Source organism: Pseudomonas savastanoi, assembly GCF_020917325.1.
GTDB lineage: Bacteria > Pseudomonadota > Gammaproteobacteria > Pseudomonadales > Pseudomonadaceae > Aquipseudomonas > Aquipseudomonas amygdali.
The window spans coordinates 5,377,969-5,396,355 of sequence record NZ_CP076652.1 but is presented as its reverse complement, the minus strand read 5'-3'; the positions used below and the strand labels follow the sequence as shown (position 1 = coordinate 5,396,355).

Sequence of the window (18,387 nt, the reverse complement as noted above, 5' to 3'; positions counted from 1 at the left end):
ATTATAACGGCGGTTTCGCGGCTGTGCTATCCGAAACGTCCGAAAGATTCATAAGAAGAAATCTCGCGCTGAATTCTTCGGGTTGAAGGGGCAGGCTGATGATGTAGCCCTGGATCTGTTCACAGCCCTCGCGGGTCAGGAATTGCTGCTGTTCGCTGTTCTCTACGCCTTCGGCAATCACGGTCAGTTGCATGCTGCGCCCAAGGGCGATGATGGCGCGGACGATGGCGGCGTCGTGGGTGTCTTCGGGCAGGCCGCGAACGAAGGACTGGTCGATCTTGAGGATGTCCAGCGGCAGGCGTTTGAGGTAGCTCAGTGAGGAATAGCCGGTGCCGAAGTCGTCGATGGCCAGCTGCACGCCTAGTTTCTTCAGTTTGTGCAGCACTGCCAGCGCCTCCTGGGTCTGGCTCATGATGAAGTGTTCGGTGATTTCCAGCTGCAGGCAGCCTGGCTCCAGGCCGTTGTCGGCCAGCAGTTGTTCGATGTGTTCGACAAGGTTTGTCTGGCGCAATTGAGCGCCTGCCAGGTTGACTGACACGGGGCCGAACGGCTGACAGGTTTTGTGCCATTTGCCCATCTGTTGGCAGGCCTGCTCCAGCACCCATTCGCCGATTTGCAGAATCATGCCGTTTTCTTCGGCCAGCGGTATGAAGTGTTCGGGCGGCACGTCGCCGAAGGTCGGGTGGTTCCAGCGGATCAGCGCTTCTGCGCCTATCAGCGTGTGGGTCAGAAGGCTGATTTTGGGCTGGTAGGCCAGGGACAGCTGATTGCGGTCCAGCGCTCTTCTCAATTCCTGTTCAAGGGCAATACGTTCGCTGGCCTGTGTGGTCAGGTCGCAGGTGTAGCTTTCGACCCGGTTGCGGCCCTTGGCCTTGGAGCGGTACATCGCAGCGTCGGCGTTTTTGACCAGCGTTGCTACGTCGGTGCCGTCAGTCGGGAAAACGCAGCTGCCAATGCTCGGGCTGATGTAGAGCTCATGTTCGCCAGCTTCAAAAGGTGTGTTGAAGCTGGACAGCAGTTTGTTGGCAATGGCTTGTGCGTCGCTGGGCTGCAGCAGGCCAGGTAACAGAACGATGAACTCGTCACCGCCAAGGCGCGCGACCGTATCGACATCGCGCAGGGTCTCCTTGAGCCGGTGTGCGATGCCCTTGAGCAGTAGATCGCCGACCGGGTGGCCCAGGCTGTCGTTGATGTGCTTGAAACGGTCCAGATCGAGGAACAGCACTGCACCAAGGCTGCCGGACTCTTCGCTGTGCAGTAATGCCGATTGAAGGCGGCTCTCGAACAGGGTTCGGTTGGGCAGGCCTGTGAGCGGGTCGTGGTGGGCCTGGTAGTCGAGGCGCGCCTGGGCGTGTTTGAGGCTTGAGATGTCAGCGAAGACGGCGACGAAGTGGGTGGTGAGGTTGGCTTTGTTGCGCACTGCATTGATCGTCAGCCAGCTTGGGTAGAGCTCGCCGCTCTTGCGCCGGTTGCTGATCTCGCCCTGCCAGTGGCCCTCGGCTGCAAGTTGATGCCACATTGAGGCATAGAACGCGCTGTCATGCTGGCCTGAGGCGAGCATGCGAGGCGTCTGGCCGATGGCTTCGCTCTCGCTGTAGCCGGTAATCTCAGTGAAGGCACGGTTGACGGCATTGATGCGCTGGTTGGTGTCGGTAATGAGCACGCCCTCGGCGGTGCTCTCGAACACCGTTGCAGCGAGGTGCAGTTTTTCCTGCATTTGCCTGCTTTCGGTTACATCTCGTGCAATCGTCAGCAGGCAGTCGTCGCCTGCGATGACGAGCGGGTGCGAGGACAGTTCGCACAGTTTGATACTGCCATCAACATTACGAAGCCGGGCCCTGAAGTCCCGTACGGAGCCGTACCGTTTCAACTGCTCAATGAGCCTGGAGCGCTCGCCCAGATCCACCCAGATGCCCAGGTCGAATGTCGAGTGTTCAAGGCAGTACGCTTCGCTATACCCCGTGATGCGGCAGAAACCTTCATTCACCTCCAAAAGCATCCCGTCCTGCTGGCGGGTGATAGCCAGCCCGTCAGGCGAGGCATGAAAAGCCTTGGCGAATTTTTCTTCGGAAAGTTGAAGTTGCTGCTGGGCCTGCTTGCGCTGGGTGATGTCACGCACTATCACCAGTACGGCTGGCGTGGAGCTCTGGTCGAAAGGCTGGGCGGACATGAGCCCGGAAAAGGTTTCGCCGTTCTTGCGCCGAAAGGGTATCTCCAGATTATGGATGTTGCCTGTCTGCAGTTGCTGCAAAACTTTTGGGCCTATACCTGGCACTGCCCACAGGTCCAGTTCGGTGGGTGTTTTTCCGATCACTTCGTCAAGGGCGATGCCGGTCCGTTCAACGAATGCCGCGTTGGCATCCATGATATGCCCGTCGACAAGGCTTGCGATAATCATGGCATCCGGGCACTGAGCGAAGACCGAGGCGAATTTTCCCTCGGACAGGCACGACGCTTCCCGGTCATTGGTGTCGATTATTACTTCACGCATATGCGGCTTACGTCCGTGTTTGACTATCGCTGATATTGTTGTGGCGTGAATTTGTAACAATCACTGGTCAAGGCTGGACTGAAAAGCGCTTGTGTCCTGTGTGATACATAGTTGTAGGTCAATTCGTCAGGGCCTGCAATTAGACCGACGTCTGACATCTGTTTGATTTGATCAATTGACGACTGGACCTGCAAATCTGGATTTCTTTTTCTCTGAAACGCAAAACCCCCGGCAGGCCGGGGGTTTTGTTTGACTCGCAGATGCGATTACTCGTCGAGGAACGAGCGCAGGTGCTCGCTTCTTGTCGGGTGACGCAGCTTGCGCAGTGCCTTGGCTTCTATCTGACGAATCCGCTCACGGGTAACGTCAAACTGCTTACCGACCTCTTCAAGCGTGTGATCGGTATTCATGTCGATGCCGAAACGCATACGCAGAACCTTGGCTTCACGGGCGGTAAGGCCCGACAGCACTTCGCGTGTCGCTTCCTTCAGGCTCTCAACAGTGGCGACATCGATTGGCGACTGCATGGTCGAGTCTTCGATGAAGTCACCCAGATGCGAATCTTCGTCGTCGCCGATCGGGGTTTCCATGGAGATCGGCTCTTTCGCGATCTTCAATACCTTGCGGATTTTGTCCTCAGGCATTTCCATGCGTTCGCCCAGCTCTTCCGGGGTCGGTTCGCGACCCATTTCCTGCAGCATCTGCCGGGAAATACGGTTGAGCTTGTTGATCGTCTCGATCATGTGCACCGGAATACGGATGGTGCGGGCCTGGTCGGCAATCGAGCGAGTGATCGCCTGACGGATCCACCAGGTGGCATAGGTCGAGAACTTGTAGCCACGACGGTATTCGAACTTGTCCACAGCCTTCATCAAGCCGATGTTGCCTTCCTGAATCAGATCGAGGAATTGCAGACCACGGTTGGTGTACTTCTTGGCGATGGAGATAACCAGACGCAAGTTCGCTTCAACCATCTCTTTCTTCGCGCGGCGGGCCTTGGCCTCACCGATCGACATGCGACGGTTGATGTCCTTGATCTCGGCTATTTTCAGGCCGGTCTCTTCTTCCAGTGCCGACAGCTTCTGCTGGCAACGCTGGATGTCAGGCTGCAGACGACCGATGGCTTCGGCGTATTTGCTCTTGCCCTTGGCCAGTGTGTCAGTCCAGCTTTCGTCAACTTCGTTGCCCGGGAACTGGCGAAGGAAGTCGGCGCGCGGCATACGTGCATCACGTACACACAGCTGCATGATGGCGCGTTCCTGAGCACGAAGACGCTCAAGAGCACCCCGCACACGCTCTACCAGACCTTCAAACTGCTTTGGAACCAGTTTGATCGGCATGAACAGTTCGGCAAGTGCAACCATTTCGGCAATGGCGTGCTTGTCGTCGCGACCGAATTTCTTCAGCGCCTTGCGGGTGATTTCCATTTGGTCGGAAACCGCACCGAAGCGCTGCTGGGCGATGACCGGATCGGGACCGCTTTCGACTTCGTCTTCGTCGTCGCTGGCGTCTGCCGATTCTTCCTCGTCGTCATCGGTGCCTTCGGCCTTGACGGCTTTGGGATCGACAGGCGGAGGTACTTCGGCAGGCGGCGCAATGCCGTCGTCCGGGTCGATATAGCCGCTCAGAACATCGGAGAGGCGACCGCCTTCACTGGTGACACGTGTGTATTCGGAAAGAATATGGTCAACCGTGCCAGGGAAGTGCGCAATTGCGCCCATCACTTCACGGATGCCTTCTTCGATACGTTTGGCGATTTCGATTTCGCCTTCACGGGTCAGAAGTTCAACGGTACCCATTTCACGCATGTACATACGAACGGGATCGGTGGTACGCCCGATGTCGGTCTCGACCGCTGCCAACGCTGCAGCCGCTTCTTCTGCGGCTGCCTCGTCGGTATCGGCGTCGGCCAGCATCAAGGCGTCCGCATCCGGAGCACTCTCGTGTACCGGGATCCCCATGTCGTTGATCATGCGGATGATGTCTTCCACCTGCTCGGGATCTGAAATATCCTCGGGCAAGTGGTCGTTGACCTCTGCGTAAGTCAGATACTTCTGCTCACGACCCAGGGTGATCAACTCTTTGATACGAGATTGCTGTTGCGCTTTTCCGGACATAACACCCTATCCACTGAAGGTCTTGGCGGGCAAAAAACAAGCCGAGGATTATACCCGAGCTATGACCTCACGCGCCAGTTGAGGTCGGGGTTTGTGCGGGAACATTGCGATTTAGCAGTTCCCTAAGCTGAATTTTCTCTTCTGCGCTCAACTCGGTTTGACGAGCCTTGCTGATCAGATGTTCCAGACTGCGCTCGCGTTGGCGAGCGGATAAGCTAGTTATAGTGTCGAAAAACTGTTGTTCAAGGTTGTCGGCCTCAATCAGCCATTCCTTTTCTGCCAGAGCGCGCAGCAAGCGGCCCTGTTCAGTCCCGTGCCACCTCGCTATCAACTGTAACGACCGCAGGTTGGGATTCTTTTGCCTGGCTTCGATAAGGGCGACCAGCAGTTGCGCGTTAGATTGGTCTTCTGCAGCGAAATGGCTGGCATTTTCGACCTTTTCGGCCAGTTCAGGGTGATGCAGCAATGTTCTCAGTGCGGCCTGCATGGGTGGCTCGACAGCGGTCGGTACACGCGGCGTTCGAGGTTCGAAGTCCTGGCGCTTGCCTTTTTTGCCCCAGGATTTGTTGTCCCATTTTTTTTGATTCTGACCGCCGGTTTTCTTTGGCGTCCATTCCTGCTGTGGCTCATAACCGCCTTGGGGCTGGTAATCGGCAAAGTCAGGCATGGCGTCGTAATCGACGTACGGGTCGTAGCTCGGCGGTGCATCCGCCGGCGCGCTCTGTACCAGTTGACTGACGGCCTCGCCGGTAAGCCCGGTAATTTCGGTCAGGCGTTTGCGCATCAGAATGCGCAGGTTCGCCCCAGGCACTTTATCGATGAGTGGCGCCGCGAGGGTGGCCATGTGCGCCTTGCCTTCCAGCGAGCGCGGGTCAGACTCTTTGGTCAGTTGCTCGAAAAAATAATCGGCCAGCGGCTGGGCATGCTGATTGATGCGCGCCTTGAACGCGTCGGTGCCTTCGGAGCGCACCAGCGTGTCCGGGTCTTCGCCCTCGGGAAGAAACAAAAAACGCGCCCGACGCCCGTCCTGCAGGTTCGACAGGGTGGCTTCCAGTGCCCGCCACGCGGCGTTGCGCCCGGCCTGATCGCCGTCGAAGCAGAACAGCACGTTGGGCACGACCCGGAACAGGCGTTTCAAATGCTCTTCGCTGGTCGCCGTACCCAGCGTGGCCACGGCATTGCGCAAACCTTGCTGGGCCAGAGCGATGACGTCCATGTAGCCTTCAACGACGATGATTTCATCGAGGTTGCGATTGAATTTTCGGGCTTCGAACAGCCCGTACAGCTCCTGGCCCTTGTGGAAAACCGGTGTTTCCGGCGAGTTCAGGTATTTGGGCTTGTCATCGCCCAGTACGCGACCGCCAAAGGCAATGACGCGTCCGCGTGAATCACGGATTGGAAACATCACCCGGTCACGGAAGCGATCGTAGCGTTTGCCGGTTTCAGCATTTTCGATCAGCAGGCCGGCATCGATCATGACCTTTTGCTGCAGTGAGTCGCTGCTCAGGTGCTTGTACAGGTTGTCCCAGCCTGGCGGAGCAAAGCCCAGGCCAAAGTCCCTCGCGATTTCACCGGACAGCCCGCGGCCTTTGAGGTAATCCACTGCTGCCTTGCGCGATGGATGGCTTTTCAGGGCTTGGCGATAGAACTCGGCGGCGGCAGTCAGCAGCGGGTAGAGCGGGGAATCGGTTGGCTGGCGGGGCTTCTGGCCTTTTACGCCCTGTTCGCGAGGCACTTCCATGCCTGCTGCTTTGGCGAGGTCTTCGACAGCCTGGGGGAAATCCAGATTGTCGTGATCCATGATGAAGCCGAGCGCGTTGCCGCCAGCGCCGCAACCGAAGCAGTAATAGAACTGTTTGTCCGGGCTGACGCTGAAAGAGGGTGTTTTCTCTTTGTGGAACGGGCAGCAGGCGGTGTAGTTCTTCCCGGCTTTCTTGAGCTGCACACGCGAGCTGACTATATCGACAATGTCGGTGCGGTTCAGAAGGTCGTCGATAAAGCTCTGGGGAATCAGCCCGGCCATGGCGTTCTCATCATTCAAGCGTGGTGCAAAAGTATCGGGAGACTCTACGAGCGTTCCGTCAGCCTGTCAGCCGTCTTTTTGAAGACGTGGGCAATCAACGGGCACGTCTTTGCATCCGATGGTCGGTGTGGGCCTGAAAGGGAAATAAACTTGAGCCTGCGGGCAGGTCATAAGGCTTCACGCTGGGTGTCCACCTGAGGGGGACAAAACCCGGATACATAAGCCTGGGTGCACGGAAGACGCTGCCTTGGCTGAGCTTCTTGCGAAGTCATCAAGGCATACTCGTCTTGTCATCGACCGTCTGCTGCCCGAGTGGGCATGGCCAACGTAGCCTGTGAACAGGCTGGACGTGCTTGATTGAATGTCTGAGTCGCATCGGCGGCCTGGACTAGGTCAATCAATCTAGCTAACGCGCAATCCAGTTAACGCAAAAAAGCGAAGCTGGAACTGCCGACAGCCCGGCTGGTTGGCCGGGCAAGGCAGAAGCTTGCGACGAAGGTCTGTAAATTAATACAGACGAACGGCGCGGCGCTGTTCGCGCTGGACTTTCTTGGCGTGGCGTTTGACAGCAGCTGCTGCCTTGCGCTTACGCTCCGAAGTCGGCTTCTCGTAAAATTCGCGGCTACGAACTTCAGCCAGAACACCGGCTTTTTCGCAGGAGCGCTTGAAACGACGCAGAGCTACGTCGAAGGGTTCGTTCTCTTTAACTTTGACGGCTGGCATCCAGAGCTACCTTCATTCATTACCGGGGTCAACGCTTAGTGCAAACACTGCACAAAAGTACGTCGGTTTTTAAGGGTTGCGGATGTTAACCCCTCATTGAGAGGAATGCAAAGCCTCTGATCGAAAACCGCTGGTCGGCACCTCGGTCGACGACTATTATGCGCGCCTTCAAATCTGCCCCCTACAAGGCGCAACCCCATGCTAGTACTGGGATTAGAAACCTCCTGCGACGAAACCGGTGTCGCGTTGTACGACAGCGAACGCGGTTTGCTCGCGGACGCATTATTCAGCCAGATCGACCTGCATCGGGCCTACGGCGGTGTGGTGCCGGAGCTGGCTTCGCGCGATCACGTCAAGCGCATGCTGCCGCTGATTCGCCAGACACTGGCGCAGGCTGACTGTGTGGCCACTGACATCGACGCCATTGCCTACACGGCCGGGCCGGGTCTGGTGGGTGCATTGCTGGTCGGCGCCTCGTGCGCTCAGGCGCTGGCATTCGCCTGGGATATCCCGGCGTTGGGCGTTCACCACATGGAAGGCCATCTGCTGGCCCCGATGCTGGAAGAAAACCCGCCACAGTTCCCGTTCGTCGCGTTGCTGGTGTCCGGTGGTCATACGCAACTGGTACGCGTCGATGGTATCGGTCAGTACGAACTGCTGGGCGAGACGCTGGATGATGCAGCAGGCGAGGCGTTCGACAAGACCGCCAAAATGATGGGCATGCAGTACCCAGGCGGCCCGGAGATTTCCAAGGCGGCGATGCAGGGCGTGGCGGGGCGTTTTGTCTTTCCCCGACCAATGACCGATCGCCCCGGGCTGGAATTCAGTTTCAGCGGCTTGAAAACTTCTGCGCTCAATACCTGGCAGCAATGTCAGGGCGCTGGAGACGACAGCGAGCAAACCCGCTGCGACATCGCTCTGGCGTTCCAGCAAGCGGTAGTGGAGACTTTGACCATCAAGTGCAAGCGCGCGCTCAAACAGACCGGCCTCAAGAGCCTGGTCATTGCGGGCGGCGTCAGCGCCAACAAGGCGCTGCGGGCTTCGCTGGAAAGCATGCTTGGCGACCTGCGCGGCAATGTTTACTACGCACGGCCCGAGTTCTGTACCGATAACGGCGCAATGATTGCCTTTGCTGGCTGTCAGCGCTTGCAGGCAGGGCAGAAGGAAGATTTGAGCATCAGCGTGCAGGCGCGTTGGCCCATGGAGCAGTTGCCAGGGCTGTGATGGCAGGCGAGGGTGAAATGATTTCAGGTTGCCCCTCAGAAATGTCGTTCGCGCCCGGCGAGCAGGTCGCGTAGATTGCCGCGATGGCGCCAGACGATGAGCAGCGTCAGCACGCTCATCGGTAACAGCGCATGAGGTTCTTGCCATGCCAGTAATGGCAGGGTCAGCGGTGTGGCAATCAGGGCGGCAAGCGAGCTGGTGCGGGTCAGGTAGAGCGTCAGCAGCCAGGCGACTATCGCCAGGGCAGCGGCGGGCGGGTACAGGCCCAGCAGCACACCGGCGGCGGTCGCTACGCCTTTGCCGCCGCGAAAGCGGAAGTACAACGGGAACAGATGGCCCAGCACTGCACAGACGCCGATCCAGCCTTGTTGCGCGATGTTCAGGTTCCAGGCGCTGGCGATCAGAATCGGCAGCAGGCCTTTGCAAAGGTCGCCAAGCAGGGTCAGGATGGCCAGTTTTTTTCCGGCCAGACGCAGCATGTTGGTAGCACCGGCATTGCCCGAGCCACTGGCGCGCGGGTCTGGCCTGCCGCTCAGGCGGCTGAGCAGAATGGCGAAGGACAGCGAGCCAAGCAGGTAGGCGAAGGTGGCCAGTAACCAAAACATGCTAACCATTCCGGGCGAGGATGCCCTGATTCTAACGGCGCATCGCGCCCTTGTCGTGCAGTGGAGAGTAGTGCTTGGACAGAGTTTTCATCGAGGGCCTTGAGGTTGATACGGTCATCGGCGCCTATGACTGGGAGCGCGGCATTCGTCAGTGCCTGCGTCTGGACCTCAGCTTCGCCTGGGACAATCGCCCTGCAGCGGCAGGCGACGACCTGAGCAAGGCCCTTGACTACGCCAGTGTTTCGACACGTATTCAGGCTTTCGCCGAGCAGGCTCAGTTTCAGTTGGTAGAGACCTTCGCTGAGCGGCTGGCTGAAGTGCTGATGAGCGAATTCAATATTCCCTGGCTGCGTCTGAAACTGACCAAGCCGGGTGCCGTAGCCGCCGCTGCCGGTGTGGGCGTGGAGATCGAGCGCGGATGTCGCTGACGCGGATTTTCCTCGGCCTGGGGAGCAATATCGAGCGCGAACGTCATCTGCATGCCGGGCTGGATGCACTGGATGGCTTTCTGACTGACCTCCATTGCTCGCCGGTTTTTGAAAGCCATGCGGTGGGCATCAAGAGCGGTCCATTCTTCAATCTGGTGGTGTCGGCGCTGACCGACCTGCCGTTGATGGAGCTGGATCGCCGCCTGAAATTCATCGAAGCGGACAATGGCCGCTATGCCCCGGATCGCAAAGGGCTGCCGCTGGATATCGATGTGCTGTTGTATGGCGAGCAGGTCGGCAATTTCGACGGGCTGATTTTGCCCAGAGCGGAGATTCTGAAGAATGCCTTCGTGCTGTGCCCATTGGCATTGATTGCCCCTGAACGCCTGCATCCGGGTGTCGGTATTGCCTTCAGCAAGCTTTGGGCTGACGCGCAGATCGATCAGCAGCTCTGGCCGGTAGCGTTTGAGTGGCGCGGAGTGGGTCTTACGCCTGAGAGTCTGCTGCGTAGCTGAGTCGGTGTGTGGCTCTCGGGTGCTGAAGACCGGACGCAGAGCGTCCAGGGCTGCGCTACCACGCGGAGCGTGGAAGCGATAATAGTCATTTAGAGTCAGGCGACGTGCTCTGCCTTGTAGATTTTCAGCGCCTTGAGCCGTTCGTTCTTTAGCGCGTCGCCCAGTTCCTTGCCCTTGAGGCCTTTTTCCAGCAGCGGCTGTACTGACACCGTTCGAGCTGCCTGTGCTGCACCGCGCAGGTAATCAGCCTGTGGATAACTGCGTTGTTCGAAGCCGTGACGTCCTCGCGCGTCCATCTCGCACGCCGCAATGAACTCTTCAAAACGCTGCGGGCGGCGGTAGACGTCGAAACTTTGCAGCAGATCCAGCAAGGTCGAGGGTTTCAGTTCCAGCGCCCGATGGCCGTGGGTGTGGTACTGGCCGACCAGCAGTGCCAGTTCCTGGCATTCCCTGGGCACCCGAAAGCGCTCGTTGACCGCTTTAATCAGGCGCAGGCCGGTATGTTCATGGGCAATGTGCCTGGGCCATTCGGCTTCCGGCGTCAGCCCCTTGCCCAGATCGTGCAGCAGACAGGCCCAGCGTACGGTCAGCGGGTGTTTGTGAATCGCAGATTGCTCAAGCACGCTGAGGACATGTACGCCGGTGTCTATTTCCGGGTGATGTGCAGCGGGTTGCGGCACGCCAAACAGCGCTTCGACCTCGGGCATCAGTTCCTTGAGTGCGCCGCAGTCGTGCAGTACCTGGATGAACACCTGAGGCTGATCTTCCATGAGCGCGCGAGAGATTTCTTTCCAGCTTCGTTCGGCAGTCAGCGCCTTGAGTTCGCCGGATTCACTGAGCTGGCGCATCAGCCCCAAAGTCTCGGGAGCGATGGTGAAACCGTAACGTGCGTAGCGCGCTGCGAACCGGGCCACGCGCAAGACCCTAAGCGGATCTTCGGCGAACGCGGGGGAAACGTGGCGCAATATTCGCGCTTCAAGGTCTTTCTGACCGTTGTACGGGTCGGTCAGGTTTCCGTCCTTGTCTTCGGCCATGGCATTGATCGTCAGGTCGCGCCGAATCAGGTCCTGCTCAAGCGTTACCTCGGGGCTTGCATGAAAAACAAAGCCTCCATAGCCCACGCCGCTTTTGCGCTCGGTGCGCGCCAGCGCGTATTCCTCATTGGTCAGCGGGTGCAGAAACACCGGGAAGTCTGTGCCGACCGGGCGATAGCCCTTGACCAGCATGTCCTCAGTGCTCGCGCCGACCACGACCCAATCGATATCAGTGACAGGTTGACCCAGGAGGCGGTCGCGTACAGCACCGCCCACTTTATAAATCTGCATAAAAAGCCTCCGTAAGCGCGACAGGATAAACCTTGTGCCGTGCTTGCGGAGGCTAAAGCTGCATGAGCAGCCGTTTAAACAGCTTTTCCCTAACGCCTAAAGATGGACGACCGCCATATCAAGCCGGGGATACTCACTGTCGGCATGCTCGCCTTTTGGAGGTACGTGATGAGTCTTGACCACTTGATCGCCCTGCAGGGTTTCCAGATGGATATCAAAGCCCCATAGCCGGTGCAGGTGCTTGAGCACCTCGTCAGTCGAATCGCCCAGCGGTTTTCGATTGTGCTGTTGGTGGCGCAGGGTCAGCGAGCGATCGCCTCGGCGGTCGATGCTGTAGATCTGCACGTTGGGCTCCCGATTGCCCAGGTTGTATTGCGCAGCGAGAATCTCGCGAATGGTCCGGTAACCGTTTTCATCATGAATGGCAGGCACCAGCAGGTCTTCCTGCTGGTCGTCGTCCATGATGCTGAACAGCTTGAGGTCGCGAATCACCTTGGGCGACAGGTATTGGAGAATGAAGCTCTCGTCCTTGAAGCTGGTCATCGCAAACTTGATCGCCGTCAGCCAGTCGGTGCCGGCAATTTCCGGAAACCACTGCCGGTCCTCATCGGTAGGGTTTTCGCACATCCGGCGTATGTCCTGATACATGGCAAAGCCCAGCGCGTAGGGATTGATGCCGCTGTAGTAGGGGCTGTCAAAACCGGGCTGGAAAATCACGCTGGTGTGCGACTGCAGAAACTCCATCATGAAGCCGTCGGTGACCAAACCTTCGTCGTACAGGTCGTTCATCAACGTGTAATGCCAGAACGTTGCCCAGCCTTCGTTCATCACCTGGGTCTGGCGCTGTGGATAAAAATACTGCGCGATCTTGCGCACGATACGCACCACTTCGCGCTGCCAGGGCTCCAGCAGCGGCGCGTGTTTCTCGATGAAATAGAGAATGTTTTCCTGCGGCTCGGCAGGAAAGCGTGCGTTGTCCTCTTTGCTGCCTTTTTCGGCGTTCTTCGGAATAGTGCGCCAAAGATCGTTGATCTGGCGCTGAAGATGTTCTTCCCGATCCTTCTGACGCCGCCGTTCCTCTTCGGCAGAAATCGGATACGGACGCTTGTAGCGGTCCACGCCGTAGTTCATCAACGCGTGGCACGAGTCGAGTAAATCTTCCACGGCGTCGATGCCATGCCGCTCCTCGCATTGCATGATGTACTGCTTGGCGAACACCAGGTAATCAATGATTGAGCTGGCGTCGGTCCAGGTGCGGAACAGGTAATTGCCCTTGAAGAAGCTGTTGTGGCCATAGCAGGCGTGCGCAACGACCAGTGCCTGCATGCAGATGGTGTTTTCTTCCATCAGGTAGGCAATGCACGGGTCCGAGTTGATCACAATCTCGTACGCCAGCCCCATCTGGCCACGCGAATAGGATTTTTCAGTGCTGAGGAAGTGCTTGCCGTAGGACCAGTGATGGTAGCCCAAGGGCATGCCCACCGAGGCGTAGGCATCCATCATCTGTTCGGCAGTAATCACCTCAATCTGGTTGGGATAGGTGTCCAGAGCATACCGCTCGGCAATTCTGCCGATCTCACGGTCGTAGGCCCGGATCAGTTCAAATGTCCACTCTGACCCCGTGGAAAGGGGTTGGCGCTTCTGCTCTCTGGCGGTCATGACACTAACCTTCGCTGGAAGAGTTCGCGGAATACCGGATAGATATCACCGGCAGAGACCAGCTGCTGCTGGGCGAACGTGTCGGCGTAGTCTTCACCGATACGCTCGTATTCGTACCACAAGGCCTGGTGCTCACGCGGCGTGATTTCCACGTACGTGTAGTACTGCACGAAGGGCATGATCTGTTTGGTCAGGATTTCCCGGCAAATGGGCGAATCGTCGTTCCAGTTGTCTCCATCCGAGGCCTGTGCCGCGTAAATATTCCAGTCGCTGCTTGGGTAGCGTTCGGCCATGATCTCCTGCATCAGTTTCAATGCGCTGGAAACGATGGTGCCGCCGGTTTCCCGAGAATAGAAAAACTCTTCTTCGTCCACTTCACGGGCGCTGGTGTGGTGACGAATGAACACAACGTCGATCTTGTCGTAATTACGCTTGAGAAACAGGTACAGCAGGATGAAGAAGCGCTTGGCGATGTCTTTGGTCGCCTGGGTCATGGAGCCGGAGACGTCCATCAGGCAAAACATGACCGCTTTGGAGCTGGGGTTGGGTTGTTTGACCAGCAGGTTGTACTTGAGGTCGAACGTGTCGAGGTACGGTACGCGACGAATACGTGCTTTCAGTCGATCAATTTCTACTTCCAGTTCCTGAATATCGCCGAAGTTGTCGGGCTCTTCGCGCTTCATACGCTCAAGCTCGACAGTTGCCTCTTTGAGTTTTGCCCGGCTGCTGCCGGACAGCGCAATGCGTCGCGCATGCGCCGAGCGCAGGGTGCGGATGATGTTGATGCGTGAAGGGTTGCCCTCGTTGCTGATCCCCGCGCGCACGGTCTTGAAGGTGTCGGTACCGGTCAGGTTACGCTTGACCAGGTTCGGCAGCTCCAGGTCTTCGAACATGAACTCGAGAAACTCTTCCTGAGTAATCTGAAACGAGAACTCATCCATGCCTTCGCCGGAGTTGCCTGCCTTGCCAGGCCCTTTGCCGCCACCACCGCCTTGAGGGCGGGCGATGTGCTCACCTGTGGTGAACTCCTTGTTGCCAGGATGAACAACGGTCTGCTTGCCGCCACGACCGTGGTGCAGGACCGGCTCGTCAATATCGCGTCCGGGAATACTGATCTGCTCGCCGTGTTCCATGTCAGTAATGGAGCGCCGGCTGACCGCTTCCTCCACTGCCTTTTTAATGTGGTCACGGTAACGCCGCAGAAACCGCTGCCGGTTTACCGTGCTCTTGTTCTTGCCGTTGAGACGTCGGTCGATCACATAGCTCATAGGCTCCTCCGGGGAGCTTCAAGTTGTAAGCTTCAAGCTGCAAGCGAGCGCGCCATCGATCCCGGAGCCGGGCCTCGATCGCTTTTCGCCTGCAGCTGATAGCTTGAAGCTTGCAGCTGCTTTATTGCGATTTCCGCACGCGCAGATACCATTCGGAAAGCAGACGTACCTGCTTGTCCGTGTAGCCCCTCTCGACCATTCGTGTGACGAAGTCGTTGTGCTTCTGCTGATCCTCCTTGCTGGCCTTGGCATTGAAGCTGATGACGGGCAGTAGGTCCTCGGTGTTGGAGAACATTTTCTTCTCGATCACCACGCGCAGCTTCTCGTAGCTGAGCCAGGTCGGGTTCTTGCCGTTGTTGTTGGCGCGGGCACGCAGCACGAAGTTGACGATTTCGTTGCGGAAGTCTTTCGGGTTGCTGATGCCGGCCGGTTTCTCGATCTTTTCCAGCTCCTCGTTCAAGGCCACGCGATTGAGAATCTCGCCGGTTTCCGGATCGCGGTATTCCTGATCCTGAATCCAGAAGTCTGCATACAGCACGTAGCGGTCGAAAATGTTCTGACCGTACTCGCTGTAGGATTCCAGGTACGCCGTCTGGATTTCCTTGCCGATGAACTCGATGTAGCGGGGTGCCAGGTATTCCTTGATGAAACGCAGGTAGCGTTCACGCGTTTCGGCCGGAAATTGCTCCTGTTCGATCTGCTGTTCCAGCACGTACAGCAGGTGCACCGGGTTGGCAGCAATTTCGTGTGGATCGAAGTTGAAGACCTTGGACAGAATCTTGAACGCGAAGCGGGTAGAGAGACCGTTCATGCCTTCGTCGACGCCCGCACTGTCGCGGTATTCCTGGATCGACTTGGCTTTGGGGTCGGTATCTTTCAGGTTCTCGCCGTCATACACGCGCATCTTGGAGTAGATGTTGGAGTTGTCCGGCTCTTTGAGGCGCGACAGCGTGGTGAATTGTGCGAGCATCTTCAAGGTGTCAGGTGCGCAATGCGCTTTGGACAGCGAGCTGTTGAAAAGCAGTTTGTCGTAAATCTTGATCTCGTCGCTGACACGCAGGCAGTACGGCACCTTCACGATGTAGATACGGTCGATGAAGGCTTCGTTGTTCTTGTTGTTGCGGAAGCTGTGCCATTCCGATTCGTTGGAGTGCGCCAGCAGAATACCGGTGAACGGGATGGCACCCAGTCCCTCGGTACTGTTGTAGTTACCTTCCTGGGTCGCGGTCAGCAACGGGTGAAGGACCTTGATCGGTGCCTTGAACATCTCGACGAATTCCATCAGGCCCTGATTGGCCCGGCACAGTGCGCCCGAGTAGCTGTACGCGTCGGCGTCGTTCTGTGGGAATTCTTCCAGTTTGCGAATATCGACCTTGCCGACCAGCGCGGAAATATCCTGGTTGTTTTCGTCGCCGGGCTCGGTTTTCGCTACGGCGATCTGGTTGAGAATCGAAGGGTAGAGCTTCACAACCTTGAACTGGCTGATGTCGCCACCGAACTCGGCCAGGCGCTTGGTCGCCCAAGGCGACATGATAGTGCTCAGGTAGCGTCGCGGAATTCCGAAGTCTTCTTCCAGAATCGCGCCGTCCTCAGTGGCGTTGAACAGGCCCAGAGGCGACTCGAAGACTGGCGAGCCCTTGATGGCGTAGAACGGGACTCTTTCGATCAGTTGCTTGAGCTTTTCAGCCAGGGACGACTTACCGCCGCCAACCGGGCCGAGCAGGTAAAGGATTTGCTTCTTCTCTTCCAGGCCTTGGGCGGCATGGCGGAAATACGAAACAATCTGGTCGATGCATTCTTCCATCCCGTGGAAGTCGGCAAAGGCTGGATAGCGGCGTATCACCTTGTTGGAGAATATTCGCGAGAGCCTGGAGTTGGTAGAGGTATCCACCAGTTCGGGCTCGCCAATGGCCAGCAGAAGACGTTCTGCGGCAGAGGCATAGGCGCTGCGGTCCTGTTTGCAGAGCTCCAGATACTCCTGTAGCGAGAGCTCTTCTTGCCGTGTGCTTTCGAAGCGTTGTTGGAAGTGGCTGAATATACTCATGACGTCACCTCGCTCGATACGTGGAGCCGGCGGCGGATCGTCAGTCGATGCTGGCAGCGACCGCAATGCGGCCGCTGTTTCCCCCCAGAACACCTTAAAAGTAACTACCGATGACCCACGCGCCGGTGTACCGGCTCTCCCCTGAATACGGATGGCCTAGGCTAAGGATAGTTCGGATTCGGAAAGATAAAGAAGGGATGCGCGAGAAGACTGGCTGACCGTTCGTCAGATGGCTCGCGAGCCCGCGTAGAACGCGGGATCAGCTGTCATAAAAATATTTTTTATCAGCCTTGCACGGTTTCGTCAGGGTAAGTGGCGCGCCACAGCTCAAAGCCGCCGTCCACGCTGTATACGTCGGAGAAACCCTGGCCCACCAGGTAAGCGGCAGCGCTCTGGCTGGAGTTGCCGTGGTAGCAGACAACGACCAGCGGCTTGTCCAGATCGGCCTTGGCAATGAAGTCGGCAATCGAGTGATTGTCCAGATGCACGGAGTCAGGAATGTGATTGCTTTGAAAAGTCTGCGCATCACGAACATCGACCAGCACTGCACCTTGCTCGCGCAGTGCCTGTGCCTGTTCAGGTGGAATACGTTTGAATTCGGTCATTGCCTGGGCTCCTGAGCCTGGGGGTTAGTGGCGGTGCCGGCCTGTGCGCTTGTAACAAGCCCGTTGGCGGCCTGGCCGACAGCATCGCAATTGCATTGGTGACGTTCAAGGGTATCAACGTTGAGCAGCGTCATCGAGCCGCCCCCAGACACATCCGCTGTCGAGGGCAAAGACCGGGCTCGTTGCAGCGACCCTCAAGCGCCGCCCAGTGGCCAAAAATGATTTTCAGCTCACGGGTCTTGCGTTTCGGGTGGCTGAACCAGGGCGCATAGCCAGGTATGGCGGTTTCAACGCCTTCCTTGCTCTTCAGGTCGAGCTTGCCGTCGCTGGTGCAGAAGCGCATACGGGTGAAGTAGTTGGTAATGACCCGCAAACGCGTGACGCCTTGCAGGTCGTTGTCCCACTTGGCCGGCTCATTGCCGTACATGCCGTCGAGAAAAGCGCCATACAGCTGGTCGTCCTGAAGTGCATGCTCGACTTCGGCTGCGTGCTTCAAGGCCTTTTTCAGCGACCACTGCGGCGCGATACCGGCATGCACCATGGCGACGTTGCGTTCTGCATCGTAGTGCATCAGCTTTTGCCGACGCACCCAGCCGAGCAATTCGTCACGATCCGGCGCTTCAAGGATTTCGCGCAGCGTATCGCCTTTTTTGAGCAGTTCGTGTTTACGGGCGACGGCAAGCAGGTGCAGGTCATGATTACCCAGCACACACACCAGCGATTCACGGAGGCCGTACAGGTAGCGAAGTGTTTCCAGCGATTGCGGACCACGGTTGACCAGGTCGCCCACCAGCCAGAGTCGATCATGCTCGGGGTTGAAGTGGACGTGCTCAAGCAGGCATTGCAGAGGTTCAAGGCAACCTTGCAGGTCACCAACGGCGTACACCGCCATCAGTGCAGCGAACCCGGGACGGCCAGACGAAAGGGCTCTATGACCGCCTCAAAGCGTTTACCGTCTTCAGCCAGCATCTGATAAGAGCCCTGCATATTGCCTACCCGGGTGGTCATTACCGTACCGCTGCTGTAGGTATGGCTTTTACCGACCTCGATCAACGGTTGCTGACCGACCACGCCCTCGCCGCGCACCTCTTCGACATGGCCGTCGCCGTCGGTGATAACCCAGTGACGCGACAGCAGCCTGGCAGGTAATTTACCGTTGTTGTGCACGGTGATGGTGTAGGCGAAAGCGAAGCGGTTCTGCTCGGGTTGCGACTGTTCCGAGAGAAAGCGTGTGACGACGCTGACGTCGACCTTGTAACGAGAATCGGGCATGCAATAGGCCTTGAAATCCATAACGAAAAAAAGGGCGTGTGCGGCAGGTAGACAAGTCTAGGACAAGTAAGCGGGAAATGACGACTGG

14 protein-coding genes and 1 pseudogene are annotated in these 18,387 nt (G+C 57.7%); 3 read left to right on the top strand and 12 right to left on the bottom strand.

Annotated elements, in window-relative coordinates:
* Position 1 precedes the first annotated feature (1 nt).
* The 4 genes from KP808_RS23115 to rpsU all read right to left on the bottom strand — a co-directional run bounded on the left by KP808_RS23115 (position 2) and on the right by rpsU (position 7,354).
* On the bottom strand, positions 2-2,479 hold the full coding sequence (locus KP808_RS23115; protein ID WP_407692687.1) for a sensor domain-containing protein: 2,478 nt from the start codon (positions 2,477-2,479) through the stop codon (positions 2-4).
* Positions 2,480-2,757: 278 nt separating this feature from the next.
* Positions 2,758-4,608: an RNA polymerase sigma factor RpoD gene (gene rpoD / locus KP808_RS23110; RefSeq protein ID WP_230016967.1), complete on the bottom strand. Its 1,851-nt coding sequence runs from the start codon at positions 4,606-4,608 to the stop codon at positions 2,758-2,760.
* Between the two features lie 67 nt (positions 4,609-4,675).
* Entirely contained in the window at positions 4,676-6,631 is a 1,956-nt protein-coding gene (gene dnaG, locus KP808_RS23105; protein WP_230016966.1) for a DNA primase, read from the bottom strand.
* Positions 6,632-7,138: 507 nt separating this feature from the next.
* On the bottom strand, positions 7,139-7,354 hold the full coding sequence (rpsU, locus tag KP808_RS23100) for a 30S ribosomal protein S21 (protein ID WP_002551877.1): 216 nt from the start codon (positions 7,352-7,354) through the stop codon (positions 7,139-7,141).
* A gap of 198 nt (positions 7,355-7,552) precedes the next feature.
* On the opposite strand from rpsU, the gene tsaD reads away from it, so the two are divergent.
* Complete coding sequence (gene tsaD / locus KP808_RS23095; protein ID WP_230016965.1) at positions 7,553-8,578, top strand: tRNA (adenosine(37)-N6)-threonylcarbamoyltransferase complex transferase subunit TsaD; 1,026 nt, start codon at positions 7,553-7,555, stop codon at positions 8,576-8,578.
* Between the two features lie 35 nt (positions 8,579-8,613).
* Here tsaD and plsY read toward each other — a convergent pair whose 3' ends face one another.
* The gene (gene plsY, locus KP808_RS23090; protein WP_058408544.1) at positions 8,614-9,183 is read right to left on the bottom strand and encodes a glycerol-3-phosphate 1-O-acyltransferase PlsY; all 570 of its coding nucleotides are present in this window, start codon (positions 9,181-9,183) and stop codon (positions 8,614-8,616) included.
* A 74-nt stretch (positions 9,184-9,257) separates the two neighbouring features.
* Between plsY and folB the strand changes: the two genes are divergently transcribed.
* A complete protein-coding gene (gene folB / locus KP808_RS23085; protein WP_002551880.1) occupies positions 9,258-9,611 on the top strand; it encodes a dihydroneopterin aldolase in 354 nt (117 codons plus the stop codon).
* Positions 9,602-10,126: a 2-amino-4-hydroxy-6-hydroxymethyldihydropteridine diphosphokinase gene (gene folK, locus KP808_RS23080; RefSeq protein WP_058400997.1), complete on the top strand. Its 525-nt coding sequence runs from the start codon at positions 9,602-9,604 to the stop codon at positions 10,124-10,126. Before folB ends, folK begins: the two co-directional genes overlap by 10 nt.
* A 95-nt stretch (positions 10,127-10,221) precedes the next feature.
* On the opposite strand, the gene KP808_RS23075 is transcribed toward folK, so the two are convergent.
* The 7 genes and pseudogenes from KP808_RS23075 to apaG form a co-directional block, all read right to left on the bottom strand.
* The gene (locus KP808_RS23075; protein ID WP_230016964.1) at positions 10,222-11,451 is read right to left on the bottom strand and encodes a multifunctional CCA addition/repair protein; all 1,230 of its coding nucleotides are present in this window, start codon (positions 11,449-11,451) and stop codon (positions 10,222-10,224) included.
* Positions 11,452-11,547: 96 nt separating this feature from the next.
* Positions 11,548-13,110: a SpoVR family protein gene (locus KP808_RS23070; RefSeq protein WP_044321427.1), complete on the bottom strand. Its 1,563-nt coding sequence runs from the start codon at positions 13,108-13,110 to the stop codon at positions 11,548-11,550.
* A complete protein-coding gene (locus KP808_RS23065; RefSeq protein ID WP_002551884.1) occupies positions 13,107-14,378 on the bottom strand; it encodes a YeaH/YhbH family protein in 1,272 nt (423 codons plus the stop codon). The genes KP808_RS23070 and KP808_RS23065 overlap by 4 nt, the downstream gene beginning before the upstream one ends.
* Before the next feature lie 121 nt (positions 14,379-14,499).
* Positions 14,500-16,422 (bottom strand): PrkA family serine protein kinase, encoded by a 1,923-nt coding sequence (locus KP808_RS23060; protein ID WP_002551885.1) that lies wholly within the window; start codon positions 16,420-16,422, stop codon positions 14,500-14,502.
* 284 nt (positions 16,423-16,706) lie between these two features.
* On the bottom strand, positions 16,707-17,027 hold the full coding sequence (gene glpE / locus KP808_RS23055; RefSeq protein ID WP_004660117.1) for a thiosulfate sulfurtransferase GlpE: 321 nt from the start codon (positions 17,025-17,027) through the stop codon (positions 16,707-16,709).
* A pseudogene (locus KP808_RS23050) lies at positions 17,024-17,919 on the bottom strand (symmetrical bis(5'-nucleosyl)-tetraphosphatase). The gene glpE and the pseudogene KP808_RS23050 overlap by 4 nt, the downstream one beginning before the upstream one ends.
* On the bottom strand, positions 17,919-18,299 hold the full coding sequence (gene apaG, locus KP808_RS23045) for a Co2+/Mg2+ efflux protein ApaG (RefSeq protein ID WP_058401035.1): 381 nt from the start codon (positions 18,297-18,299) through the stop codon (positions 17,919-17,921). Before apaG ends, KP808_RS23050 begins: the two are co-directional and overlap by 1 nt.
* Positions 18,300-18,387 lie beyond the last annotated feature (88 nt).

Excerpts from the sequence above, each read along its gene's own strand:
- rpsU (WP_002551877.1), bottom strand. The coding sequence starts at position 7,354 with ATGCCAGCCGTCAAAGTTAAAGAGAACGAACCCTTCGACGTAGCTCTG.
- KP808_RS23070 (WP_044321427.1), bottom strand. The coding sequence starts at position 13,110 with ATGACCGCCAGAGAGCAGAAGCGCCAACCCCTTTCCACGGGGTCAGAG.
- dnaG (WP_230016966.1), bottom strand. The coding sequence starts at position 6,631 with ATGGCCGGGCTGATTCCCCAGAGCTTTATCGACGACCTTCTGAACCGC.
- glpE (WP_004660117.1), bottom strand. The coding sequence starts at position 17,027 with ATGACCGAATTCAAACGTATTCCACCTGAACAGGCACAGGCACTGCGC.
- KP808_RS23060 (WP_002551885.1), bottom strand. The coding sequence starts at position 16,422 with ATGAGTATATTCAGCCACTTCCAACAACGCTTCGAAAGCACACGGCAA.
- folK (WP_058400997.1), top strand. The coding sequence starts at position 9,602 with ATGTCGCTGACGCGGATTTTCCTCGGCCTGGGGAGCAATATCGAGCGC.
- apaG (WP_058401035.1), bottom strand. The coding sequence starts at position 18,299 with ATGCCCGATTCTCGTTACAAGGTCGACGTCAGCGTCGTCACACGCTTT.
- KP808_RS23075 (WP_230016964.1), bottom strand. The coding sequence starts at position 11,451 with ATGCAGATTTATAAAGTGGGCGGTGCTGTACGCGACCGCCTCCTGGGT.
- rpoD (WP_230016967.1), bottom strand. The coding sequence starts at position 4,608 with ATGTCCGGAAAAGCGCAACAGCAATCTCGTATCAAAGAGTTGATCACC.
- tsaD (WP_230016965.1), top strand. The coding sequence starts at position 7,553 with ATGCTAGTACTGGGATTAGAAACCTCCTGCGACGAAACCGGTGTCGCG.
- plsY (WP_058408544.1), bottom strand. The coding sequence starts at position 9,183 with ATGTTTTGGTTACTGGCCACCTTCGCCTACCTGCTTGGCTCGCTGTCC.
- KP808_RS23065 (WP_002551884.1), bottom strand. The coding sequence starts at position 14,378 with ATGAGCTATGTGATCGACCGACGTCTCAACGGCAAGAACAAGAGCACG.